Source organism: Thermostichus sp. MS-CIW-26 (genome assembly GCF_054059115.1).
Map to the genome: position 1 here is coordinate 21,311 of NZ_JBSSBV010000001.1, position 23,252 is coordinate 44,562.

Sequence of the window (23,252 nt, forward strand, 5' to 3'; positions counted from 1 at the left end):
TAAACAACTTGCGAAACTGGGCAGTGGTGCGAGATTTCACAGTGTTTCGGGGTTTAATTCTTCCGTCTTGCCTGCTTGATACTCGGCTATTGCCTCGGCACCGAGTTTTGCTAACATATCCGCTGAAGAAGCAAAGGATTCTTCCCATCGCTGATCGTCTTCTAGCTCATCAAGAATCAGGCTGGCAATTGCATTTTGCTCCTCTGTGGGTAGAGCTTTTAACTTGCTAATCGCTTTCTCCAGCAGTTCTGTCATCATTTGCATTCTCCCAAATAGGCGGTTTTATCTAGTATAACTTAATCTCTTAGCTTTGTCGTGCCAATGGTTGCTTCACCATCCCAAAAGGGCGAGGGATCTTCTTGCAAGCAGGATAACAGGCTGAGTTGATCGGCTTCTACGGCTTCGCTACGCAAGCTATCGGAACAAGCTGGCTGGTATGGGCGCTTGACCGGAGTGGGCACACTCAGTTCCGTCAAGGGATTTTCTGTGAGGGCATAGCGCAGGGCTTTGCGCCAACCGATATTCCCGTGATCGACACCCCCTGTCGCCGCTGCTGTCATGGTGTAAAGCCACCAGCGCTCTTCTGGACGCAGCCCTCTCCAGTTGCGAATGGCATTGGGGATCGCCTCCGGTTTGGCCCGTTCTACTGCCCAAGCCAGCACCAGCAATTCCTTCCCCAGCAGACGTTCTACGAGGTTGCGGCCAGTTGTCCAACGGCTCGGATTCATTTTTTTCGCCCGCAGGCGGTCATTAAACTCTTGTTTGAGATCCTCAGCAATCTGGCTCCAGATAGACCGGCTGAGAACACAGCGCTCCGCAATGTCCGGCTGTCCGTTGATGCCCGCCTTGATGCCATAGACTTCGTAAATCAGCACAGGAGCGGTTCTGCCGGCAGGTATTTCGACCACAAAGTGGTGGGGATCAACGGTTTTGGGACAGCCGAACCCCACCGTCTCCCATTTTTTATCGCTCACTGCTCTACCTCTCCCGGCTCAGGATTGATTTCCAACCGATGCAAAAAGACTTCCAAATCGTGGCCGCTGCTGAAGCGTAGCTCGTCCAAGCGCAGACTCACCTCTGCCGTCTCATTGCCCAAAGCCTGACGTGCTATCGCAATAAACTGCTCAATGTCTTCCGCTTTTACCACCATATCGCTTCCAAACCGGGTGGTGATGGCTCGGTTCCCTTCCCCCACGGTTAGGGAGATCCCACCCGCCAGTTGCACACCCAAAGCCTTGCTCTGATTGATGGCCGTATAACTCGCCTTATTTCCTTGCAGGTTGAGGCGCTTGTGCAGCTTAGCCGGTTTGTTTTTGTCAATCACCGGCCCTTTTTGGTCGAGCGCCGGGATCGTGAAGTTGCGAGTGGTGCTCACCCCTTGATCTTCGGCGTAGGCATAGATGGTAACGGCTTCTGATCCCTCTAGTTCGATGGGGCCAGTGTAGAGGGTGCCTTCCCGTGGGTTAATGCCCGTGGTGTTCCAGCGAATTTGACCACGGGGTTTCACGGTTAGCTCTACGGTGCGCTTGCCGCCGCCAATACGAGGCTGGTGGGTGAGGGTCAGCGTATTCTTCCAAGCATAGACATCCCCTGTCTCGTGCCGGCCATCCGGGTCAATGGCGACAAACCACAGGGCAGTGGCATTGGTTGTCCAGATCGTATCGGGCACCACAGGGCTGTTGGCATCCACATTGGGCGCGTAGTCGTAGTGAACACGGCCATTTTTGCCCGCATCTCGAGGCAGAATTTCCAAGGTAGCCGTACCGGTGCGGTCATCGTATTCTCGCTGGGTGATGGCTACGGATGTGCGGGGGGGCGGAAAGGGCCCCTTTTCGATGTATCCATCTTCGGTGTACCGCCAGCGACCTTGGCTGACGGCTATCTGCCGCAGGGTATCCATTCCTTTGGGGGGCAACCAGGGCCAGCGCTCGTTGGTGATGGTGCGGGAAACCACGTCTCGCCAAGGGATACGCCGCTCTCCCCCTGCCGGCCACAACAGGTCTTCTGCTCGCGACAGCAACGCCTCGGCATTGGCTTCCACATCGACATACAGCTTGGATGCACCGACATCGGATAGGGCTTTTTCGATCTGCTCTTCAGCATGGAAGGTATTGCCCGTAAAGGTCATGGAGAGCTTGGTAGGAGTCAGTTTGCCCTTGATGGGGTAATAGACCCGATTGAACAGGCTGACCACAGTGGCGTTAAAGTCGTAGGCGGCTTGTTCGGCCTCTTCCTCCAGTTCTGCTTTGTGGGGGGATTTGTCTCCACCGGTTTCTTCCAGTACTCGGGCAACGGCCCACAAACGACGGGTTTTGTCTTCTAGGCTGGCCAGATTGGAGCCATCTCCGGTAACCACACAAAAGTTGTTCTTCTCGGGAACACTTTCCCAAAACTGCTGGGCCTCTTCTGGGGGTGTTTTGCTGTCTGGGCTGAGTACCAGGCACACCCGCGGGCCATTGAGGCGAATCTCATCAATTTTGGGCAGGGCTTGCACCTCTTGATAGGCAATCCGCCGTTGGGGTCGGAAAATTTCTTCCAGCCGCCGCTTCATTTCCGCATCAATTTTCGGCTGGGGAGCGTTGCGGGCACGGCTATCAATGCGCTTACGCAGGTTCTCGATGTTGGAAAAGTACCAAGCATCGTTTTCTTTGCGGTGCAGGTACCAGGCGTTGGCACGGAACGCTTGAAAAGCATCCTGAAATTCGCTGACATTCCGCTGAGGAGCTACTAGGTATTCCAAAAATTGCCCCTCGGTAAAGCCTTTCACGGCATCAACTGATTCAGACAGAGAGGCAGTCAACAGCAGGGCAGCAATCTGACTGGCAGCATCATGGCCCAGTTTTTGATCCACCAGTTCAGCGACAGCAGTGCCATTGGCCGCAATATCGTGGGCAATCGCTCCCTGTAGATTGCTGATTTTGTTGATCTCTTCCCGCACATCTGGGATGTTGAGGTTCAGATGCTGGCAACCGATCAGGTAGACATCGTTGCTGGGACGCTCCCATACCGACTGGATTATTTTTGAAACAAACTGCATCAAGCCGCGAGTTTGACGGTAGCTTTCGTTTTCCTTAAATAGGGCAATGATGTGCTTAACCGAAGGATGGAAAGGGTAAGAAGCATGAATTTCGGCGGCAATTTGTTCGGCAGTTTTGGCAATTGATTTGGCTCTGGCTGCATCTCCCAGCACTTTTGCGTAGGCAGAAGCAACTGCATCAATGGTTTGTACATTGGGCAGGGAGCTAAATAGCCGCTTGCGGAGAATGTCGTAAATTTCCGATGTGCCCAGATCTACCGGTGTGATGGATCGCGCTTGGCGGTTGGTTTCTTGAGCGAAGTTACCGATTGCTTTTTGCAGTTCCCGTGAGGCTCCTTCGTAGCTGCCGGATAGGTTGGAAATGACAATGCAGCAGCGCTTTAACTTCAAGGCGGCACTCAGCAGGTTCGATAGGGCGTAGGTTGTCACTTGCGCCAATGTACCTCCGCCCACCATGCGGGTAATGGCGTAGTCGAAGTAGGGCGGCAGCTCGTCCAATAGAATGAGGGTGGGTTCATCTCCAATTAAATCAATCCAATCCTGCTCACTGGGGGCATCTGCTCCGTGCTGCCAAAATTTGACAAAAGCCTCTTCTTTCCCCAGTTGCCGGGCAATCTCTCCCCAAATAAACCGTTGCTCGAACTTGAGGCGTCCATTGATGGCAACCAGTTTAGCGTCGGCAAAAGGAGCATCTTGAGTGATGTCTGGCACAACCTCGGCACGCAAAGCGGCATCCCGCGCCAGCAACCCTAGGGCAATCATGGAGTGGGTTTTACCACCCCCCATCGCCTGTTTGAGTTCAAACACCGCTTGGTCGGAGCGACCTGCCAGCCGTTTGAGCCCCTGACGCAGCAACAGATCCATCCCGCGGGTAATGTGGTTTTTGGCGAAGAATGCCCGGGCATCCTCTGCTGTATGCTCGATAACATTCGACAGATTTTCAATTTGCTCAACTATGGCGTAGTTCAAGGCCATAGGATGAATTTGACAAACGTCTTTGACGGTGGGAATCATTGCGGCTAGCTCCTGCTACCCAAGATGGTGACCCTCTCTTCAACTAAAGGAACTGTGGGGGGTGTTCAGTATTTAGCAGAGCTGACACAGGCAGGCAAGGGCGGCTGTTCGATATTCATGTCCCGCCTTGTTTGGGATGCGACGGTCAGGATGGGGATCCCTCTGTGAGGATTTGGTTAACCTTTTCTGTCCACTGGGGATCTTCAGGTGCAATCACTATGCTCTTGGGTCGGGATCCCAGTTCCCGATAGATGGGCTCCACTGCGGGAGTGCCCCGCAACTGCCAAGCTATGTCTTTGAGCTGTTGAGTGGTCAAGGTCGATAAATCAAGGATGGTCATGTGGATAGCTCCCCCTCTGGGCCAGTGAATCTCTGTAGCTTCGACCCGTTGGGCTTTACCTCAAGATAAACGGAGAGGGTGGGATTCGAACCCACGGTGGCGTCAACCACGGCAGTTTTCAAGACTGCTTCCTTAAACCGCTCGGACACCTCTCCAAATTGCCGGGATCCCCAGGCTTTACTTATGTTACGCAATGGGCTTCAGGCTGTGCAATCACCAGCCGACCACAACCTCCACAGATTTACCCGCCACTGCCGCCGGAGACCTGAGTGGACGCCTGATGGTTGCGAATGGCCCGCTTGACCAAATTGAGGAAGGCAAAGGCCCGTTGGTCGGTGGGATCCAAGCGCATCACCGCTTGAAAGGCTGCTTCCGCCTGTTGCAGAACGGCCAGATCGATTTGTCCGTCCTCATCTGCTTCCAGTTGGGCCTTTTGCAAGAGGAGGGCCCCTCGATTGTAATGGGCTGCCACATGGTTGGGATCTGCCGCCAAAACGGCTTCCAGCTCTGTCAGGGCCGGATCCAGATAGCCGCTCATGCCCAGTACCCAGGCCAGCTTGTAACGAGCTTCGGTATGGGTTGGATCGGCAGCAACCGCCTGGCGAAACGCTTGGATGGCAGCCTGGAAATCGCCCGCTTGTACCGCTGCAATGCCCTCTTGGTAGCTGTCGTGAGCCATGAGCAAGTTTGGGGTTGAATGGGAACCTGGCGTGAGGTTATTTGCAGCTTAACCCTTGCCAAACGTGTTGCCCCCAATTCCCATCCTAGATGCCGAGAACAGAGCTGTGCCCCTGCCGGTTCAGCGTCTTTTCCCCCTGGGTGATGCCATCTGCAGCAGGAGAAACTGCCGCGGCAGGAGATTGGAGATTGCGCAAAGCCTGACCCGCATAACCTGCGCCCCTTCCTAGGATGAACATAGCCATTGATTGGGTGTGAACCATGAACGCCAAACTGCTTTTCCTACCGCTGGCTTTGGGGCTGTCTGTGGCTCCGACCACCGCTGTTTTTCCGCAAACCCTAGGCATCTACCCTCCTTTACAAAGGCTGCAACTGGCCGATACTCGTCAGTTGGATGTTGGCACCCGCTCCATCATTGTCAACCCCGTTCCTTCCGACCTGCGGGTGAATCTGGAGCTGGATCGGCACGGGTCTAACCCCATCTACCGGCCTGGCGAGCCGATTGCCATTACCCTGAGCACCAACCGCGATGCCTACGTTTACCTGTTCAGCATCCAAGCCGATGGCCGTACCCATCTGATTTTGCCCAACCGCTTTTCCGGTGGCAACGAGTTTCTGCGGGCCGGAGAAGTGCGCACCTTCCCACCGCCGGGGGCCAGCTACCGGTTGACCATCGCTCCGCCTTTCGGTCAAGCCCAGGTGTTGGCGGTGGCATCCCCCCGTCCGCTGAACTTCCAGGAGATCGCCTCTTTCGAGCAGAGTGGCTCCTTTGCCGACGTGCGGGTTCGGGGATCCCAACTGGGCAATGCCATTGCCCGCGCCATTATTGTCGAGGGGATCCCTTCCGACCAGTGGGTGACGGCCACCCGATTCTATCGGGTTGCCCCGCGCTAATCCAAGCTCTGAGACCTCAGGTGGATGGCCCGCACAGGATCCCCTTCATCGGGTATATGACCAGCCCCACCGTTCAAGCTGGGAAGGAAGTCAACCACCCCAAAGGCTGCCCAAAGATTGGGTTTATCTGCCACAATGAGAGCAGCCAAAGGTAGTCTCGGCTACGTTTCTCCTGTGCGGTTTTGGTCGGCCATTCTATGTCCCCTTCCTCCAATCCCCTGAGCGAGCAGATTCGCAGCATTGACGACCATCTCTCCCGCCGACCCCTGGATCTGGATCCGGCGGGCTATTTCGTCATCTACTTGGATCGGGAGCAGAACCTCATTTGCGCCAAGTACTACAGCACCGTCATCAATGAGCGGGGGCTGGCCACCGATCCGGAAACAGGAGCTGTGATCCCGGCAAAGGGCTCCGTCAACCGATCCCCTGAACGGGTGTATGTTGGGCGCACGGCCAAAGAACTGTGTGTACAGATCTTTGAAAAGGAGCAGGAGAGAGTGGTCTCCCAGCTCAGCCATGCGGCCTACTTGGGAAGGGAGTTTCAAAAAGCCGAAGCTGCCCTGATCTCTGGCGAGGAGTACATCCAAGACTGATCCCTTCCCAGAAAGCTCACTTTCGCAAGACTACATCATCCCCTTAGGTGCAGAGCCAGCCGCCGGCTTGGGCTCAGGCTTTTCCACCACAATCGCTTCGGTTGTGAGGTACATTCCGGCTATGGAAGCCGCGTTTTGCAGCGCTGAGCGCACCACTTTGGCCGGATCCACGATCCCCTGGGCAAACATATCCACATAGGTTCCGGTCAGGGCATCGAAGCCAAAGGGCATCTCCTTCTCCAAAACCTTTTCCACCACCACTGACCCTTCCAGACCGGCATTGTGGGCAATCTGAAAGAGAGGGGCCTGCAAGGCTCGGTAAACAATTTCTGCCCCCACCTGTTCTTCGGCATTCAACTTGGCCTTGAAAGCCGGGATCCCTTTGGAGAGGTGCAATAGCGTCGCCCCGCCGCCAGGGACGATCCCTTCTTCCACCGCAGCTCGGGTGGCATTCAGGGCATCCTCAATGCGCAGCTTGCGATCTTTGAGTTCTGTTTCAGTGGCAGCCCCCACTTTGATCACCGCCACTCCCCCGGCTAACTTGGCGATGCGTTCTTGCAGTTTCTCGCGGTCGTACTCGGAATCGGTGGTTTCCAGTTGCTTGCGAATTTGAGCCACCCGCTTTTCCACCGCCGCTTTGGTGCTGCCATCGGTCACAATGGTGGTCTTGTCTTTGGTGACAGTGATCTTGCGGGCCACCCCCATCATGTCCAGGGTGACCTTATCCAGCTTGATGCCAACATCCTCAGAGATGAGCTGCCCGCCGGTGAGAATGGCGATATCTTCCAGCATGGCTTTGCGCCGATCCCCAAAAGCCGGAGCCTTGACCGCCACCGCATTGAGTACCCCCCGCAGGCGGTTCACCACCAATGTGGCCAGAGCCTCTCCCTCCACATCCTCCGCAATGACCAGAAGAGGCCGACCCTCGCGGGCCACCCGCTCTAGGATGGGCACCAGATCTTGCAGGCTGGAGATCTTGTTGCTGGTAATCAGCAGATAAGCATTCTCATACTCGGCCACCATCCGCTCCGAGTCGGTGACGAAATAGGGGGAAATGTAGCCGCGGTCAAACTGCATCCCCTCCACCACGTCCAACTCGGTTTCCAGCGACTTGGATTCTTCGACCGTGATCACCCCATCTCGCCCTACAGCATCCATGGCCTTGGCGATCATCTCTCCCACTTCGCTGTCATTGCCGGCAGAGATGGTGGCTACTTCGGCGATGGTCTTACGGCCTTCCACAGCCTTGGCGTGAGCCGCAATTTGCTCCACCAAGTAGGCGGTGGTCTTTTCAATGCCGCGTCGCAAGGCCACAGGGTTGGCGCCCGCCGAGATGTTTTTGAGCCCTTCCCGCACCATGCTTTGGGCCAGGATGGTGGCTGTGGTGGTACCATCTCCGGCCACATCGTTGGTCTTAGAGGCCACTTCCCGCATCAACTGGGCGCCTGTGTTCTCCAAAGGATCGGCCAACTCAATTTCCTTGGCAATCGTGACCCCGTCGTTGACGATTTGGGGGGCACCAAACTTCTTCTCCAAGACCACGTTGCGTCCTTTGGGGCCAATCGTAACCTTGATTGCATCCGCCAGTTGGTTGATGCCCTGCTCCAATGCCTTGCGGGCCTCTTCTCTAAACAGAATCCGCTTTGCCATAGAATCCGCGATCCTCGTAAGTCTGACTGGGCTCCTACTTTGGGTACTGCCAGGCGGAGTGGGGTTCCCAGGAATCCTCCGGCTCGGCCAGCAGGGAGTTAGCACTCTAAACTCCCGAGTGCCAATCTAGCTCAAAGACGGGAGCCTGAGCAAGATGGGCAGATCCGGAGTCACGTTTTGGCTGACAGGGGGGAGAGGGCTAGGAGTTGCCGCCGATCAGGATGTCGGGAAACTGGGCCTGGGCTTCGCTGATGGGGCGGTTGCGCCCGCCGTTTTGCCAGTAGTTGATGAGTTCGGTGGCTCGGTTGAGCAGCTCGATGCGATCCACTTCGCTGATCCAAGTTTTGCTTTCCAGCTCAGCCTTAAGCTGCTCCCAAGCGTCATCCCGCGGCCAGAAAAAGTAGTGGGTGAGGGGGCTGCGGTTTTTGGCCACCACCTGATCGACGGCAATAGCCAAATCGTTTTCCAACCAGAGGGCTTTTAGGGCGAACTTCGGCAAGGCTCTCTTCTCCTTTGGGCTACTCAACGGACGATCCGATCCTAACCAGGCAGCCTTTCATTCTGACATATGTCCTGTCCATCGGCGGGCCGAGAGCCGGAAGATGGATACGGGCTCAGCCCTGTCTGGGGGCAAAGGGCCCTAGATCACAGAGGGCTGTTTCCCCTTTCAGTACCAAGTCCCGCAGGATGGCGGCGCTGATCGGGGCCAGCAACACTCCATTGCGATAATGGCCGGTGGCAATGAGCAGATTGGCGTAGCCAGGAGCCCAACCCAGGATGGGGGCGCGCTGTCCCACTGGTCGAGGCCGATGGCTGGCCCAATGATCCAACAAAGTCGCTGCGGCCAAAGCCGGGCAGAGTCGGATGGCGCGGGCCAGCAGATCTTGTAGCGCCAGCAGCGTCGGCTCGGGATGAGGGGCCTGAAATTCCACTGTTGCCCCCACCCACAGGGATCCATCCCCCAGGGGAACCAGATGCAGATCCGCGTCGGTGACCACGGGCCCCAGGGGGATCCCGGGGGCTTTGACCCGCAGGGCCTGACCTTTGACCGCTTGCAGCGGCACCTGCAGCCCCAGCTCTTTGGCCAGAGGAGAGCTGCCCAGACCTGCCGCCAGGATGACGTGCCCTGCCGAGAGGGTGAGAGCGGGCGTGTAAACCGTTTGCAGGCGAAAGGGGGGATCCGAGCTGCGCTGAATCTTCTGGACAGGCTGGTGGAAGAAAAAGCGGGATCCCTTGCGTTGGGCTGCTTCCAAGAGAGCCTGGGTTAGGAGCTTGGGTTGGACTTGTCGATCCTGGGGAGAGTAGATGGCCGCCGCCAGGTCGCTGCGCAGGCCGGGCTGCAGGGATCCCACTTCGGCAGGGCTGAGCAGATCTAGGCGGTAACCTGCTTGTCGGCGGGCCGCCAGGGTCTCTTGCCAAGCTTCCACTTCCTCCTCCCTGAGGAGTTTGAGAATGCCGCGCCGATTGACGGGCAAACTCCGGCCCAGGTCTTCCTCCAGCCGCGCGATTAGGGGATCGAACTGCTCCAGGCTTTTCAGGCGAAGCTGAACCGTCTCCCCACCCGCTTGCCGACTGGAAATGCCCACCAATACCCCCAGAGCTGCCCCTGTCGAGCCGGCGGCAGGATCCCCGGCATCGATCCCAACCACCGATAGGCCAGCCGCAGACAATTCGTAGGCGATGGCACAGCCCACCACCCCACAGCCGATCACCAGCACATCACAGTTCAACAGCCCAACCCTCAATGGAGATGCTTTTCGTAGTGATACTCCACAGAGTTGCTGCGATCGTGCAATTCACGAATTTCCGGCAGACGCACATAGCCGAGCCGCTCATAAACCCGATGAGCCGTCGTGAAGCGAGTATCTGTCCACAGATGCAGAGAGTCCGCCTGCTGCTGCCGAGCCGCAAATTCGGCCTGTTCAATCAAACGCCGACCCAAACCCCGACCGCGCACTGCGGGCAGAGTGTAGAGTTTTTTCAGCTCCATGCGCCCAGGGATCCCATCGGGCACAAGGCCGACACAGCCGACCACCTGACCTTGATGCTGCGCCACCCAAAGGGATCCCCCCATCTCCGCGAAAGCTGTGGCAGGCTGAAGCAACTCCGGCACCTCTTCGATGTCCAATACACAGCCTGGATACTCCGCAAAGACCACTTGCAAAATGTGGAGCAGAGCCGCACTGTCCAAGTTTTCCGCAGGACGGATGTCGATCTGCATCAAGCAGCGAAGAAAAAGAAATCATCGTTAAGTAAAGCTTTCTCGATTGTACCTGGGCTTGCTCGAGGACTCTGTTTTCTCTGTTTCTCAGGGAGCAGAGGATCCCTGAGGTGAGCAGCTAAGATCGCTAGCATCCCCAACCCCATCTGCCCATGGATACTGAACTGCTGGTTCCCGACGTCGCCGATCTCGTAACAGAGGATGATACCCCGGTGGATAACTTTGCCTCGGAAAAACAGCAGCGCCTCCTGACTGGAGCTCTCTACAGCGCTTTGCGCGGCAAAACCTTTTTAGCAGCGGCAAATGTAGGCATCTACACCGCCATCGGTCGGCCCCCGATTGTGCCGGATGTTTTTCTCAGCCTGGACGTCACGGTGCCGGAGCAATGGTGGGAGAAGCAAAACCGTTGCTACCTGCTCTGGCAATTTGACAAGCCGCCGGATGTGGTGATCGAGATCGTCTCCAACCGCGAAGGCGACGAGCTGGAAGGCAAGCTGAGCCGTTATGAGCAGATGCGAGTTAGCTACTACGCGGTCTTCGATCCCAATCATGAGCTGGGGCCAGAGGAGTTGCGCATTTTCGAGCTGCGGGGCCGCCACTACGCGGAAATGACCGAGACCTGGCTAGAACAGGTGGGGCTGGGCCTGACGGTGTGGGAAGGCGTTTTTGAGGGGAAACAAGCTCGCTGGCTGCGCTGGTGTGATGCCCAAGGACAGTTGCTGCTGACCGGCGATGAACGGGCTGAGTTGGAGCGGGAACGGGCCGAGCAAGAACGCCAAAGGGCGGAGCGAGAACATCAACGGGCGGAGCGTCTGGCGGCAAGATTGCGGGCTTTGGGTGAGGATCCCGATTTGGAGAGCTGAAGCCCAGGGATCCCTTTCAGCACCCACCCTCCACTACACTCAGAGAGGGAACTGCTGCCGGAGTGGCAGGGATCGTTGGACTCACAGATGGGTTATCGCCGCCGGGATTGGTTGGCCTACTGGCTGCTCAAGTGGCTGGTGGTCAACCCCTTGTTTCGGGGACTGTATTTTGGGCGCACCTATGGGCAGGAAAACGTGCCTCGCCAGGGATCCCTCATCGTCGTCAGCAACCACGCCAGCCATTTGGATCCGCCGCTGGTGGCCAATGCGGTGCGCCGCCCGGTGGCCTTCATGGCCAAGGAAGAGCTGTTTCGGGTGCCGGGGCTGAAGCAGGTGATCCAGCTCTACGGCGCCTACCCGGTCAAAAGAGGCGGCTCTGACCGCGCTGCCCTGCGGGCCACGGAAGCAGCTTTGGCGCAGGGATGGGCGGTAGGGATCTTTTTGAATGGCACTCGTACCCCCGATGGCCGCATTCCTCAGCCCCACTTGGGAGCGGCCTTGGTTGCAGCCCGCACCCAAACGCCTCTGCTGCCTGTAGCCCTTTGGGGCACGGAAAAGGTCTTGCCCAAGGGATCCCGGTGGCCGCGCTTGTTCTGCCCCATCACGGTGCGCATTGGCAACGTGATTCCCCCCCCTGCTTCCAGCGATAAGGCCGATTTGCAGCAGGTGACGGCAGAGTGCGTGCAGGCTATCCATGCCCTTTTGGATCAGGGGCGCTGAGGGTATCTTGGGCTACCAGATACTCAACAACAGGGATCCCTCCCAAGATGTGCTTTTGAAGAATCTCCTCCACCACCTCCGGCGTGACCGAGTGGTACCAAAACCCACCGGGATAGACCAGCAGCACAGGGCCGGGAACAGCATAGTCGCACGCCCGCAGGCAGTTGGCTTTGGTGCGGTGTACCCGCAGGGATCCCCCGCTCCCGATTTCCAGGTTCAATTCCTTGATCCGCGATTTCAAATAGTCCCAGGCTTCCAATCCCACGGCTTTCTCACAACATTTGGGCTTAGTTTGATCCGCACACAGGAACAAATGCCACTGGTAGGGCGGAATGGGAGCCGGCTGAGGCGCTTGGCCTGGGGATCCGGTTGCCGAGGAGGGATCCAGGATAGGGGAAGAAGCGACAGGACGCGACATAACAAGATGTTTGGGCTTGGCTACAGTTGCATTATCCCCTGTTCTCTAGGTTCTTACCGATGCTGGTGGATAACCCCAAGCAGCGACTGTTTCTTGCTCTGCTCCCCCCTCCAGCACTGCAAGAGCAGGTGACAGCCATCAAACAGCAGTTTGCCGAGCAATTTGCCAGCCAAGCGGCCCTGCGCTCGCCTCCCCACATCACTCTGGTGCCGCCGTTCGAGTGGTCCAGTTCCGATCTGCCGGCCTTGACGGGATCCCTAGAGGCCTTTGCCAAGCAGCAAACTCCCGTCGCCATCCAGTTATCCGGCTTTGGGGCCTTCGCGCCGCGTGTCATTTTTATTCACGTCGTGCCCTCCCCAGAACTGCAGCGGCTACAAGCTCAAGCCCATCACCACATGGGGCTCCTTCTCAACCGGAAAGAAACGACCGCTCAGGGCCGTCCGTTTGTGCCCCACATAACCGTGGCCTTCCGAGACCTAACCCCCGCCCACTTTCGCGCCGCCTGGCCAGAGTTCAAGACGCGTTCTTTCCAGAGTGCGTTTGTAGCGTCAGCTTTGACGCTCCTCCTCCACGACGGCAAACGTTGGCAGGTTTTTGCCCAGTTCTCGATGGGGGAATAATGGGGAACAGAAGAGGGTTGCCAACCGAAGCAGCCTACTCCACCCAGTGAGCGGCCATGTATTCCGCCAAGTCCAACACCCGCTGGGAGTAGCCCCACTCGTTGTCGTACCAAGCCATGACCTTGACCAGATCCCCATCCAGCACACTGGTCATCTCCGCATCCACAATGGCCGAGCAGTCGTGGCCGCGGTAGTCGATGGAGACCAAGGGAATATCCGAGTAGGCGATGATCCCTTTCATCGTGGTTTCCGAGGCTTCCTTCAGGGCAGCGTTTACCTCCTCGGCAATCACGCGCCGCTCCGTCTGCACCACCAAGTCCACCAGAGACACATTGGGCGTGGGAACCCGTACCGCCACCCCATTCAGCTTGCCTTTCAGCTCCGGGATCACCAAAGCCACCGCCTTGGCAGCCCCCGTGGTGGTGGGCACCATGCTCAATGCTGCTGCCCGGGCCCGCCGCAGATCGCGGTGACCACCATCTAAGATCCGCTGGTCGCCGGTGTAACTGTGGGTGGTGGTCATGGTGGCACGGAGGACGCCGAACTTGTCCAGCAACACCTTGATGATCGGGGCAAGGCAGTTGGTGGTGCAGCTGGCGTTGCTGACAATGTTGTGCCGCACCGGGTCGTAGGTGTGTTGATTAACACCGTAGACAAACGTGGGAATGTCTCCCCCCTTGGCCGGGGCGGTGATCACCACCTTTTTGGCCCCCGCTTCTATGTGCTTAGAGGCACCCTGGTAGTCGACAAAAACACCTGTAGCTTCAATAACAAGATCCACCTTCCACTCTTTCCAGGGCAGGTTGCTGGGGTTGCGGTCGGAAACGGCATAGATATGCTTGCCGTTCACCACCAAACCGTTTTCTGCAGGCTCAACGTCTGCTCCCTGCAACGGCCCAAGGATGGAATCGTACTTGAGCAGGTGGGCAGCCGTGCGAGCATCTGAGGTGTCGTTGATGGCAACAATGTCCAGGTTGGACTGGGAGCGACCCAGCCAACAGCGCAAAAAGTTGCGACCAATGCGACCAAACCCGTTGATGGCTACCCTAACCACTGCTCCTGACCTCGCTGCTTGAAATCTCTTGGGGGCTGCTGCCTAGCACATGATATCGCAACCCCTGAACATTCTGAAGACAAAATTTGGGATCCAAGGGGTTGTCTTCGTGGACGTTGACCTGCAAACCTATGCGGAGCAGGGATTGAGCCTCTTTCAAGCGGGATAGCGCTGGTGCAGCAGAGCCATAGCCGAGGCTACATTTTCTACCCCTCGCTGCTCCAGAAGATCCGTGAACATACTATCCAGCCAGTAAAGGTGCTCGCTGATGATCTGGCTCCAGGCGCGGTAGAGTTTCACCTGTACTTCCAGAGGCAACAGGATCAGCCCCTCGTTGGAGAGGCGCAGGGTCTGCACCTCGGTTATGGTCACTGCTGTAAAGGAGCGCCGCCGTCCCCTCAGCAGAGAAAGTTCCCCAAACAAGCGCCCGGCGTGCAGCGTAGCCAGCCAATAATCTCCCGGATGTCGCACATATTGGCGACGCAGCTCCACCACTCCACTGAGGATCATGTACAGGTCACTGCTGGGATCCCCCTCTTGAAAGATCACCTGGCCAGGAGAGAAGCGGCTGGGCAACAGGGCTGCCGTCAGCGCCTTCCACTCGGCATCTTCCAAAGATTGGAAGAGCAAGTGCTCGCGAACACGCTCAAACGGATAACGGGGGCTGCTCATGATGTCGGTGGGCCAGAGGGGTACCTGAGGCCGGCTCCGTTTCATCCTACCGCTGCCGGCAGGGTATTGGGAGATGGGAGAGAGTTGTCCCCAAAGAGTATCTAAGATGCAATGGAAAAGGTAGGTCGCTCCCAGGGATCCCATGCAGCCTGGCTCAATTGTCCGCTGCCGCAACCGCGAGTGGGTGGTGCTCCCCGCTGATTCAGAAGAAATTGTGGTGCTGCGGCCCCTCACCGGCACCCCAGAAGATGCGGTTTGCATTCACCGACACCTGATGAACCTTGTGGGCGGCACCTTGCCCTTCGAGCGAGTGGAGCCTACCGCCTTTCCTTGGCCCTCTGGGGATCATCCTGCCGATGCCACCAGTACCCTTCTCCTCTGGCAGGCGGCCCGGCTGATTTTACGGGAGGGCGCAACTCCCTTTCGCTCTCTGGGGCGCCTCTCGATTCGGCCACGGGTATACCAGTTTGTGCCCTTGCTCATGGCGCTGCGCCTCGATCCGGTGCGGCTATTGATTGCCGACGACGTAGGGGTGGGCAAGACCATCGAGGCGCTGCTGATAGCCAGGGGGCTTTTGGATCGCGGCGAGATCCGACGCCTTTGTGTCCTGTGCCCTCCCTATTTGTGCGAGCAGTGGGCCAGCGAGCTGGCCGAGAAGTTTAACCTGGAGCCAGTGGTCATCCGCTCGGGAACGGTGGGGCAATTGGAGCGAAAAACCCCTGTTGGGCGCAGCCTCTACGAGCACTTTCCTGTCCAGGTGGCCAGCATTGACTTCGTCAAGACCGAGCGCAACCGCCACCCATTTCTGCAATTTTGTCCTGAGCTGGTCATTGCCGACGAAGTCCATGGGGCAGCGGCGGCCCATGGCAAAAACCAGCAGGAGCGCCACAGTCTGCTCAAAGCGGTGGCCCAAAACCCCAACCGCCACCTGATCCTGCTGACGGCAACTCCCCACAGCGGTGTCGAAGAGGCCTTCCGCTCGCTGCTGGGGCTGCTGCGGCCCGAGTTCGAGACATGGGATCTCCAGGATCTCAACGAAGACCAACGCGTCCAGCTAGCCCGTCATTTTGTCCAGCGCACGCGGCGAGATATTCGGGAAACTTGGCAGGAGCTCACCTGTTTTCCAACCCGGGAAGCTGAAGATGAAACCTACACCCTTTCTGAGGGGCAGCGCAAGCTGTTCGAGGACACCTATGGGTTTTGCTCGGAATTGGTGTGCACAGGGCAGCAACTAGAGAAGCGCCAGCAGCGAGTGCGCTACTGGGGAGCGCTGGCCCTTTTGCGCTGCGTAATGTCCAGCCCGGCGGCAGCAGTAGCGGCATTGCACAATCGCAGCGGAGCAACCCTGGAGGCAGAAGAAGAGGTTGAGGCAGAACTGAGCCGCTGGGTGTTCGAGTCGGCAGAAGAGCGTACCGACGATGAGCTGCCAACGCCAGCTCTTGAAGCCGCAGACCCAACCCTGCCGGATAGCGACCGCCGCCGGTTGCAGGCCCTGGCCCGTCTGGCCAAACAGCTCCAGGGCCCAGAGCACGACACCAAACTGGCGCGGGCCATCGAGCTGGTGAAAAAGTTGCTTCAGGAAGGTTTTCATCCCATCCTCTGGTGCCGCTACGTTGCCACTGCGGAGTATCTGGACAGTTACCTTCGGCAACAGCTGGGATCCCCAGCCCAAGTAGCCTGTGTAACGGGCAGGATGGGAGACGAGGAGCGGGAGGCCAGGATCGCGAACCTGGAAGTTGACCGACCACGGGTGCTGGTGGCCACCGACTGCCTCTCGGAAGGGATCAACCTGCAGGAAAAGTTTACAGCCGTCATCCACTACGACCTGCCCTGGAACCCCAATCGGCTGGAGCAGCGGGAGGGCCGGGTGGATCGCTACGGCCAAAAGGCCAGCCGGGTCAAGGTCATCCGCTTTTTTGGCCGCGACAACCCCGTAGATGGCGTGGTACTGGAGGTGTTGCTCAACAAAGCGCGGGAGATCCACCGCACCCTGGGCACCCACGTGCCTGTGCCGGAGGCTAGCGAAAGCGTTACCCAGGCTGTGCTCGAAGCCCTCTTCCTGCGCAAGGGACACTGGTCCGCCGAGCGCCAGCTAACCCTCGATCTTGGCGTGCCGGAAGTGGATGAGTTTCACCGGCGCTGGGATCGCTCTGTCGAACAGGAGCGGCGCAACCGCACCCGTTTTGCCCAGCGGGCCCTCAAGCCTGAGGCAGTGCAGCGGGAGCTGGAGGCCACCGATGCCGTGCTAGGGGATCCCGAAGCTGTGCGCGAATTCTTCCTGGCTGCCGCCCAGCGCCTCAACCTAGCCATAACCCCAGGGAAGCGGTCGGGGGTCTACCAGGTTAGCGTCGGCTTCGAAGCCACTGCCACCTTGCCGGAAGCCATTCGCCTGGCCCTGCCCTCTCCCAAAGGCGGGCGTTGGCTAATCAGCTTCGACTCGCCCACGCCCGAAGGTGCCGAATACATTGGCCGCAACCACCGCGTCGTGGTTGCCCTGGCCCAGTTTTTGCTGGAGGAAGCCCTCGACAACCCAGAGAAAGGGGATGCTGTCGTCTCCCGCTGCGGCGCTCTACGCACCCGAGCGGTAGTTGATCTTACAACTCTACTGCTGCTGCGGGTGCGCTACCTGGTGGAGCAACCCCAGGGGCAGCCTCTCTTGGCGGAAGAGGTGCTGGTGCTAGGCGGTGTTGGCCTGGAGAGCGGCGAGGCCCGCTGGCTGGAGACGGGCGCAGCTCTCCAACTGCTGGCCACGGCCAAGCCGGATGAGAACCTACCGCTAGCGGAAAAGCGGGAGCTGGTTCAGCATCTCCTGGCCTGTCTCGGCCCGTGGCAGGAGACAGAGGAAAACTGGGGAAGGGATCACCGGCTGCAGCAGGCGGCGCGGGAGCGGATTTTGCAGCGTGCTGCTGAGCTGGAGGCTGCCCATAGGCGCATCCGCCAAGCCGTGTCCCTACAGGGGCGGGGGCTGAAGGTGAAGCCGCAGCTTCCCCCCGATCTTTTAGGACTCCTTGTTCTCCAACCAGTGGTTTGCCGATGAGCGAGTTTTCTGGGGTACGCATCGAAGGAGGCCTGTTGGGGCCCGATATTCTCGAAAAGCTGCTGGCAGGCGATCTGCCAGGACAGAAGCCAGAAGACTTCGGCTTTAACAGCAAGCGCAGCCCAGTCGAAGAGATTGCCGCGGTCTTTGCCGATTGTCGAAAGTACTGGGAGGCCTTCCAGAGCCGCCTGCAGCGCCTGCCCGAAAGCGATCTCGCCACCAGCATCACCCGCGATGCCTGGGCGATCCCCTTCTTCAGTTTGCTGGGGATCGAGGTGCGCTATCAACCGCGCGCCTGCGAGGTGGACGGAATGAACTTCCCCATCTCGCATCGCATGGGCGAGGCGGAAGACGCGCCACCGGTGCACATCGTCGGCGCACGCCAGGAGCTGGGCCGCGTGCCGGCTTCTGGCCGGCCTCGCCTGGCACCCCACTCGCTGCTGCAGGAGTATCTCAACCGCAGCGAGCACCTCTGGGGCATTGTTACCAACGGATTGACCCTGCGCCTCCTGCGGGACTCCACCTATGTGCGTCGGCAGGCCTATGTGGAGTTTGACCTGAAGCAGATCCTAGAGGAGCAGCGGTTTAACGACTTTGCCATCCTCTTTCGGCTGCTGCACCGCAGCCGCTTGCCCCAAACGGCAGAGCTAGCAGGGGATTGTCTGCTGGAAAAGTACTACCAACAGGCCCTGGAGCAGGGTGGCCGGGTACGGGAACGGCTGCGGGAGGGGGTTGAGGAGTGCATCAGGTTGCTGGCAAATGGGTTCCTGGCCCATCCCAAGAACCAGAGGCTGAGAGCGCGGCTCTTGTCGGATCCCAGGGAGCTCTACCGCCAACTGCTGCGCTTGGTCTACCGGTTCCTGTTCCTCTTGGTTTCCGAAGAGCGGGGGTTGATGAGCAGCGCGGCGCTCTATCGCGAGCACTACAGCGTGACGCGGCTGCGGCGGTTTTTGGATCGGCAAAGTGCCCAAGACGAACACGAGGATCTCTGGTGCAGCTTGCGGGTGCTCTGGAGGGTGCTTTCCCAAGAGGAGCTAGCGGAGCTGCTGGGGGCTGCTCCTCTCAACGGAGAGCTGTTTGCCCCTCTGGAGCTGGATGAGTGCAGCCTGAGCAACCGGGATCTGCTGCAAGCCTTTTCGCACCTAGCCTACTACCGAGAAAGCCCCACCTCTCCCCTTCGGCGGGTCAACTACGCGGCGCTGGATGTAGAAGAACTGGGATCCGTCTACGAAAGCTTGCTCGACTACCAGCCTCAGATTGTAACTGGGCAAGGGGCGCCTCGCTTTGAGTTGAGCTACGGCTCAGAGCGCAAGAGCACAGGCTCCTACTACACCCCGCCGGAGCTAGTGGCCGAACTCATCCGCTCGGCGCTAGAGCCAGTGATCGAAGAACGGCTGAAAGCCGCTCGCCCACCTGAGGAAAAAGAGCAAGCGATTTTGTCCATCCGTGTGTGTGATCCCGCCTGCGGATCCGGTCACTTCCTGCTTGCTGCCGCCCGCAGGTTGGGCAAGGAACTGGCAAAGATCCGCACCGGCGAAGAGGAACCCGCCCCCGAGCGTGTCCGCGAGGCCATCCGCGATGTGGTGGCGCACTGCATCTACGGCGTGGACAAAAACCCGCTGGCGGTGGAACTCTGCCGCGTGGCCCTGTGGCTGGAGGCCCACTGCGCCGGCAAGCCCCTCACCTTCCTGGATCACCACATCAAGTGCGGCGATTCGCTGGTGGGTGTCTTGGATTTGGCGATTTTGGAAAAGGGCATCCCCGATGAAGCCTTTACCCCGGTTAGCGCTGACTCCAAGGAGGCTGCCCGCTCGCTAAAGCAGCGCAATCGCACCGAGTGCCAGAGTTTGCAAACAGGGCAGCTTTCCCTTGCTTTTGACACTGACCAGGTGGTGGCTGAGCTTAGCCAGGAGCGACAGAAGCTAGAAGCCATTCCAGACAACTCCCCGGCAGAGGTTAGCCGCAAGCAGCAGCTCTACAGCCGCTACTGCCAAGACCCGCAACACCAAAAGCTAGTGGAAGCCTGCAACCTGTGGACAGCCGCTTTTTTCCAGCCCTTGATCCCTGACTTCTCTAGGGCCATTACCACCCAAGCCGTGGCTGATCGACTGCAGGAGAGAACCCCCTCCCAGGCCCTTGCCACTGCTCAGGCCCTCGCCGTCGAGAACCGGTTTTTCCACTGGCCGCTGGAGTTCCCGGAGGTGTTTGAAAGTGGCGGCTTTGATGTGATCCTCTCCAACCCGCCCTGGGAACGCATCAAGTTGCAGGAAGAAGAGTTCTTTGCCAGCCGCAATACCGCCATTGCTCGGGCTCCGAATGCCGCCGCCCGCAAACGGCTGATCGCCGACCTACCCAAGACCAACCCCGACCTCTGGCACGACTACCAGCGTGCCCTGCACGGCGCCGAAAGCACCAGCCGCTTTTTACGGGGCAGTGGTCAATATCCCCTCACCGGCCACGGCGACATCAACACCTACTCCGTCTTCGCCGAGCGCGTGCGTCACCTGCTGAGGGGACGGGCGGGCATCATCGTCCCCACCGGCATCGCCACCGACGCCACCAACCAGTTCTTCTTCGCCGATCTGGTGGAAAAAGGACATCTGCTCAGCCTGTTCGACTTCGAAAATCGTGAAAAACTCTTCCCGGCGGTGGACAGCCGCATGAAATTCTGCCTGCTCACCCTTTGTGGAGAGCAGGAGAGCAAGAGAGCAGGAGAACACGAGACCTCTCCCGCTCTCACGTTCTCATTTTTCGCCACCCGCCCCGAACACCTGCGCGACCCGCGCCGCGTCTTCCGCCTGAGTGCCGCCGACATTGCCCGCATCAACCCCAACACCCGCACCCTGCCGGTCTTCCGCACCCGGCAAGATGCCGACCTGACCCGCGCCATCTATCAGCGCGTGCCGGTGTTGGTTAACGAACACACGGGTGAAAACCCTTGGGGCGTGCGCTTCCTGCGCATGTTCGATATGTCCAACGACTCGCACCTCTTCCGCACCCGTGCAGAGCTGGAAAAGCAAGGTTACCGGCTGGTGGGGAATGTGTTTGTGCCCTCACCCCCTAGCCCCCTCTCCCACGCTGCGGGAGAGGGGGGAAGGATCGCAGCCCCCGACCTCTCTTCTCGCGCTGCGGGAGAAGGAGGGTACGAATTACCCAAGGCCAGCCAGGAACTGATTGCCAGGGCGCGGCAGTTGCGTCGCGAGGCGACGACCGCCGAAAGCCTGCTCTGGGAATTGTTGCGTGACCGTCGGCTGCTAGGCCGAAAATTCCGACGTCAACATCCGATTGGACAATTCATCGCCGACTTCTTCTGTGACGATGCCCGCCTGATCATTGAGATAGATGGCGCCGTGCACCGCGAACCCACTCAGCAGGAACGCGACCGTTTGCGGGAGGAAATCCTGCGCGAACATGGCTTTGCCATGCTGCGCTTTACCAATGAGCAGATATTCGACCACACAGAACAAGTCCTCCAAGAGATTGCTGCCTATGTCACTGCCCATTCCTACGAGCATCCTTCTCCCCTCTCCCAAAGCCTTGGGAGAGGGGCCGGGGGTGAGGGCTACCTCCCCCTCTACGAAGCCAAGATGATCTGGCACTATGACCACCGCTACGGGACGTACGAGGGCGTGCGCGACCGCGCCAGCACCCAACTGCCCACGCCAGACGAAGCCCGGCACGCCGACCCGCACTTCCTCGTCCAGCCCTGGTACTGGGTATCGGCAGAAGAAGTGCAAGCCCGCCTGGGCGCGTGGCAACGCGGCTGGCTGCTCGGCTTCCGCGATGTGACCAACGCCACCAACGAGCGCACCGCCATCTTCAGCCTGCTGCCCAGAGTTGGGGTAGGACATACGATGCCCATAGTCCTTACGGGTGAGATTTCGGCTATTCATCTCTCGTGTTTTCTAGCCAATCTAAATGTCCTGATTTTTGATTGGGCATTGCGCCAGAAAATTGGTGGGACGCATCTTACTTTCTTCATCCTCCGCCAACTCCCTATTTTTCCCCCCACTGCCTACACCCCCGCCGATCTCGCCTTCATTGTGCCGCGCGCACTGGAACTGACCTATACTGCCTGGGATCTCAAGCCCTTCGCCGACGATGTGTGGAACGAAGCTGATGACGGGCTGCGGGCAGCCATCCATGCTGCGTGGGATGCAAACCGTATTGCTGTCGGCAGGCATGAAGGGCGCCTGCCATCCTGGATCAGCGCTTACCCGGAGATCGAAACCAACCCGCAGAAAGGCATCCCCTTTCCGCCCTTCCGCTGGGACGATACGCACCGCGCGGTGCTGCGTGCCGAACTCGATGCGTACTACGCCCAGCTCTACGGCCTCACCCGCAAGCAACTGCGCTACATCCTCGACCCGGCAGACCTCACCGAACGCGAACTGGAAGACATACTCGACCCGCGGGAAGAGGTGGCAGACCCGCTCGACCCGGCTGGCTACGCTACCCGCGCTGCTGCTAGCACCTTCCCCGGCGAAACCTTTCGCGTGCTGAAGGAGAAGGAGATAGGTCAATACGGCGAATACCGCACCCGGCGGCTGGTACTGGAGGCGTGGGAGAAGCTGGCGCAGCACTCAACAAAAGCTTAGAATACACATAGATCTGCATTTCTATACACACAAGTGGCTCCTCATGCGCACCAACATCGTCCTGGATGACGACCTGATCGAGCGTGCCCGCCAGGTAACCGGCCTCAAGACCAAGCGCGAGGTGATTCACGAAGCGCTGCGTGTCCTGATTCGCCTACACGAGCAAGCTGAGATCCGCAACTTACGCGGCAAGTTGAAATGGGAGGGCAATTTGCAGCAGCAACGCCTGTCGTGCCTGCAGGACTGAGGATGATCCTGGTGGACAGCACCATCTGGATTGATTACTTCAACGGCATTTCATCGCTTCACACCGACTATCTGGATTGGGCCCTGGATCAAACTCTTATCCTGGTGGGCGACCTGATTTTGGCAGAAGTCTTGCAGGGCTTTCGCAAAGATGCCGATTTCGAGCAGGCTCGCTGTGCTCTGGTGAAATTGCATCAGGTGCAAATGGTTAACCCCTCCCTGGCGGTGAAAAGTGCGCAGAACTTTCGCTTGTTGCGTCGCAAAGGCGTGACGGTGCGCAAAACAATAGACAGTTTGATTGCCACTTGGTGCATTGAGAACAATGTTCCGCTCCTCCACCACGACAGTGACTTCGATGGCTACGAGGCGCATCTAGGATTGCGGGTTATTCGTCCATGAGGCAGAGGTGGCCTTCTGCAGACCAGTTTTCTCTTGACATACCCCCTGCCTAAAGGCAAGGGATTCTGGTTCCTGCATTCGGAGAACGCTGCAGCCGTCGGCGGGTACTGGAGGTGTGGGGGAAGCTGGCGCATTGCCGATCCCACTTCGGAGATATCTTTTTGCCGTTCAGCGGGCCGTAGATCTTGGTGGGTGCGG

General features: G+C 58.7%; 21 protein-coding genes and 1 tRNA gene. 9 read left to right on the forward strand and 13 right to left on the reverse strand.

From position 1 onward, the window contains the following. Window positions 1-36: 36 nt before the first annotated feature. The 6 genes from ACVWZU_RS00105 to ACVWZU_RS00130 form a co-directional block, all read right to left on the reverse strand. Window positions 37-255, reverse strand: a complete 219-nt coding sequence (locus ACVWZU_RS00105; protein ID WP_041437369.1) for a hypothetical protein — start codon at window positions 253-255, stop codon at window positions 37-39. A 41-nt stretch (window positions 256-296) separates the two neighbouring features. Beyond that, a complete protein-coding gene (locus tag ACVWZU_RS00110) occupies window positions 297-974 on the reverse strand; it encodes an anti-phage-associated DUF3780 domain-containing protein (RefSeq protein WP_457442716.1) in 678 nt (225 codons plus the stop codon). Further along, window positions 971-4,051 (reverse strand): anti-phage-associated DUF499 domain-containing protein, encoded by a 3,081-nt coding sequence (locus ACVWZU_RS00115; protein WP_457442718.1) that lies wholly within the window; start codon window positions 4,049-4,051, stop codon window positions 971-973. Before ACVWZU_RS00115 ends, ACVWZU_RS00110 begins: the two co-directional genes overlap by 4 nt. A gap of 145 nt (window positions 4,052-4,196) precedes the next feature. Then, window positions 4,197-4,391, reverse strand: coding sequence for a hypothetical protein (locus ACVWZU_RS00120; protein ID WP_011433320.1), 195 nt, complete (start codon window positions 4,389-4,391; stop codon window positions 4,197-4,199). 70 nt (window positions 4,392-4,461) lie between these two features. Beyond that, window positions 4,462-4,546 (reverse strand) — tRNA-Ser (locus tag ACVWZU_RS00125). A gap of 86 nt (window positions 4,547-4,632) precedes the next feature. After that, window positions 4,633-5,070, reverse strand: a complete 438-nt coding sequence (locus ACVWZU_RS00130) for a tetratricopeptide repeat protein (RefSeq protein WP_148202830.1) — start codon at window positions 5,068-5,070, stop codon at window positions 4,633-4,635. Window positions 5,071-5,330: 260 nt separating this feature from the next. On the opposite strand from ACVWZU_RS00130, the gene ACVWZU_RS00135 reads away from it, so the two are divergent. Both ACVWZU_RS00135 and ACVWZU_RS00140 read left to right on the forward strand, forming a co-directional pair. Then, window positions 5,331-5,963 carry a DUF4384 domain-containing protein gene (locus ACVWZU_RS00135; RefSeq protein WP_414330041.1) on the forward strand — a complete coding sequence of 211 codons (633 nt, stop codon included), beginning with the start codon at window positions 5,331-5,333 and terminating at the stop codon, window positions 5,961-5,963. A 197-nt stretch (window positions 5,964-6,160) separates the two neighbouring features. Then, window positions 6,161-6,556, forward strand: a complete 396-nt coding sequence (locus tag ACVWZU_RS00140; protein WP_414407603.1) for a DUF4346 domain-containing protein — start codon at window positions 6,161-6,163, stop codon at window positions 6,554-6,556. A 30-nt stretch (window positions 6,557-6,586) separates the two neighbouring features. Here the strand turns inward: ACVWZU_RS00140 and groL are convergent, their stop codons facing one another. The 4 genes from groL to ACVWZU_RS00160 all read right to left on the reverse strand — a co-directional run bounded on the left by groL (window position 6,587) and on the right by ACVWZU_RS00160 (window position 10,427). Continuing rightward, window positions 6,587-8,206, reverse strand: a complete 1,620-nt coding sequence (gene groL, locus ACVWZU_RS00145; protein ID WP_457442720.1) for a chaperonin GroEL — start codon at window positions 8,204-8,206, stop codon at window positions 6,587-6,589. A 199-nt stretch (window positions 8,207-8,405) separates the two neighbouring features. After that, complete coding sequence (locus ACVWZU_RS00150; RefSeq protein WP_414330048.1) at window positions 8,406-8,732, reverse strand: 30S ribosomal protein PSRP-3; 327 nt, start codon at window positions 8,730-8,732, stop codon at window positions 8,406-8,408. An 88-nt stretch (window positions 8,733-8,820) separates the two neighbouring features. Beyond that, window positions 8,821-9,936, reverse strand: coding sequence for an NAD(P)/FAD-dependent oxidoreductase (locus tag ACVWZU_RS00155; protein WP_457442722.1), 1,116 nt, complete (start codon window positions 9,934-9,936; stop codon window positions 8,821-8,823). 11 nt (window positions 9,937-9,947) lie between these two features. Continuing rightward, window positions 9,948-10,427, reverse strand: a complete 480-nt coding sequence (locus ACVWZU_RS00160) for a GNAT family N-acetyltransferase (RefSeq protein ID WP_457442724.1) — start codon at window positions 10,425-10,427, stop codon at window positions 9,948-9,950. 152 nt (window positions 10,428-10,579) lie between these two features. Here ACVWZU_RS00160 and ACVWZU_RS00165 point away from each other — a divergent pair, with 152 nt between their 5' ends. Next, complete coding sequence (locus ACVWZU_RS00165) at window positions 10,580-11,290, forward strand: Uma2 family endonuclease (protein ID WP_414330056.1); 711 nt, start codon at window positions 10,580-10,582, stop codon at window positions 11,288-11,290. 87 nt (window positions 11,291-11,377) lie between these two features. Next, complete coding sequence (locus ACVWZU_RS00170) at window positions 11,378-12,010, forward strand: lysophospholipid acyltransferase family protein (RefSeq protein ID WP_414331435.1); 633 nt, start codon at window positions 11,378-11,380, stop codon at window positions 12,008-12,010. Here ACVWZU_RS00170 and ACVWZU_RS00175 read toward each other — a convergent pair. Then, window positions 11,979-12,428, reverse strand: coding sequence for a (2Fe-2S) ferredoxin domain-containing protein (locus tag ACVWZU_RS00175; protein WP_414331431.1), 450 nt, complete (start codon window positions 12,426-12,428; stop codon window positions 11,979-11,981). The genes ACVWZU_RS00170 and ACVWZU_RS00175 overlap by 32 nt on opposite strands. A 59-nt stretch (window positions 12,429-12,487) precedes the next feature. On the opposite strand from ACVWZU_RS00175, the gene ACVWZU_RS00180 reads away from it, so the two are divergent. Further along, entirely contained in the window at window positions 12,488-13,048 is a 561-nt protein-coding gene (locus ACVWZU_RS00180) for a 2'-5' RNA ligase family protein (protein ID WP_457442726.1), read from the forward strand. A gap of 34 nt (window positions 13,049-13,082) precedes the next feature. Here the strand turns inward: ACVWZU_RS00180 and gap are convergent, their stop codons facing one another. Together gap and ACVWZU_RS00190 are read right to left on the reverse strand one after the other, a co-directional pair. Further along, window positions 13,083-14,102, reverse strand: a complete 1,020-nt coding sequence (gene gap / locus ACVWZU_RS00185; protein WP_011433307.1) for a type I glyceraldehyde-3-phosphate dehydrogenase — start codon at window positions 14,100-14,102, stop codon at window positions 13,083-13,085. 156 nt (window positions 14,103-14,258) lie between these two features. Beyond that, on the reverse strand, window positions 14,259-14,819 hold the full coding sequence (locus ACVWZU_RS00190; RefSeq protein WP_457442728.1) for a Crp/Fnr family transcriptional regulator: 561 nt from the start codon (window positions 14,817-14,819) through the stop codon (window positions 14,259-14,261). Window positions 14,820-14,916: 97 nt separating this feature from the next. Between ACVWZU_RS00190 and ACVWZU_RS00195 the strand changes: the two genes are divergently transcribed. Genes ACVWZU_RS00195 through vapC form a run of 4 tightly spaced genes read left to right on the forward strand, consistent with a single transcriptional unit; the run spans window position 14,917 to window position 23,054 of the window. Continuing rightward, window positions 14,917-17,811: a helicase-related protein gene (locus ACVWZU_RS00195; RefSeq protein ID WP_457442730.1), complete on the forward strand. Its 2,895-nt coding sequence runs from the start codon at window positions 14,917-14,919 to the stop codon at window positions 17,809-17,811. Further along, a complete protein-coding gene (locus ACVWZU_RS00200) occupies window positions 17,808-22,409 on the forward strand; it encodes a DUF559 domain-containing protein (RefSeq protein ID WP_457442732.1) in 4,602 nt (1,533 codons plus the stop codon). Before ACVWZU_RS00195 ends, ACVWZU_RS00200 begins: the two co-directional genes overlap by 4 nt. A gap of 43 nt (window positions 22,410-22,452) precedes the next feature. Beyond that, window positions 22,453-22,656 carry a type II toxin-antitoxin system VapB family antitoxin gene (locus ACVWZU_RS00205; RefSeq protein WP_011433302.1) on the forward strand — a complete coding sequence of 68 codons (204 nt, stop codon included), beginning with the start codon at window positions 22,453-22,455 and terminating at the stop codon, window positions 22,654-22,656. Window positions 22,657-22,658: 2 nt separating this feature from the next. After that, window positions 22,659-23,054, forward strand: a complete 396-nt coding sequence (vapC, locus tag ACVWZU_RS00210; protein WP_011433301.1) for a type II toxin-antitoxin system VapC family toxin — start codon at window positions 22,659-22,661, stop codon at window positions 23,052-23,054. The last annotated feature ends 198 nt before the right edge of the window (window positions 23,055-23,252 follow it).

Excerpts from the sequence above, each read along its gene's own strand:
- ACVWZU_RS00165 (WP_414330056.1), top strand. The coding sequence starts at position 10,580 with ATGGATACTGAACTGCTGGTTCCCGACGTCGCCGATCTCGTAACAGAG.
- ACVWZU_RS00195 (WP_457442730.1), top strand. The coding sequence starts at position 14,917 with ATGCAGCCTGGCTCAATTGTCCGCTGCCGCAACCGCGAGTGGGTGGTG.
- ACVWZU_RS00175 (WP_414331431.1), bottom strand. The coding sequence starts at position 12,428 with ATGTCGCGTCCTGTCGCTTCTTCCCCTATCCTGGATCCCTCCTCGGCA.
- ACVWZU_RS00205 (WP_011433302.1), top strand. The coding sequence starts at position 22,453 with ATGCGCACCAACATCGTCCTGGATGACGACCTGATCGAGCGTGCCCGC.
- vapC (WP_011433301.1), top strand. The coding sequence starts at position 22,659 with ATGATCCTGGTGGACAGCACCATCTGGATTGATTACTTCAACGGCATT.
- ACVWZU_RS00190 (WP_457442728.1), bottom strand. The coding sequence starts at position 14,819 with ATGAAACGGAGCCGGCCTCAGGTACCCCTCTGGCCCACCGACATCATG.
- ACVWZU_RS00170 (WP_414331435.1), top strand. The coding sequence starts at position 11,378 with ATGGGTTATCGCCGCCGGGATTGGTTGGCCTACTGGCTGCTCAAGTGG.
- ACVWZU_RS00180 (WP_457442726.1), top strand. The coding sequence starts at position 12,488 with ATGCTGGTGGATAACCCCAAGCAGCGACTGTTTCTTGCTCTGCTCCCC.
- groL (WP_457442720.1), bottom strand. The coding sequence starts at position 8,206 with ATGGCAAAGCGGATTCTGTTTAGAGAAGAGGCCCGCAAGGCATTGGAG.
- ACVWZU_RS00200 (WP_457442732.1), top strand. The coding sequence starts at position 17,808 with ATGAGCGAGTTTTCTGGGGTACGCATCGAAGGAGGCCTGTTGGGGCCC.
- ACVWZU_RS00115 (WP_457442718.1), bottom strand. The coding sequence starts at position 4,051 with ATGATTCCCACCGTCAAAGACGTTTGTCAAATTCATCCTATGGCCTTG.
- ACVWZU_RS00130 (WP_148202830.1), bottom strand. The coding sequence starts at position 5,070 with ATGGCTCACGACAGCTACCAAGAGGGCATTGCAGCGGTACAAGCGGGC.
- ACVWZU_RS00140 (WP_414407603.1), top strand. The coding sequence starts at position 6,161 with ATGTCCCCTTCCTCCAATCCCCTGAGCGAGCAGATTCGCAGCATTGAC.
- ACVWZU_RS00160 (WP_457442724.1), bottom strand. The coding sequence starts at position 10,427 with ATGCAGATCGACATCCGTCCTGCGGAAAACTTGGACAGTGCGGCTCTG.
- ACVWZU_RS00135 (WP_414330041.1), top strand. The coding sequence starts at position 5,331 with ATGAACGCCAAACTGCTTTTCCTACCGCTGGCTTTGGGGCTGTCTGTG.
- ACVWZU_RS00105 (WP_041437369.1), bottom strand. The coding sequence starts at position 255 with ATGACAGAACTGCTGGAGAAAGCGATTAGCAAGTTAAAAGCTCTACCC.
- ACVWZU_RS00120 (WP_011433320.1), bottom strand. The coding sequence starts at position 4,391 with ATGACCATCCTTGATTTATCGACCTTGACCACTCAACAGCTCAAAGAC.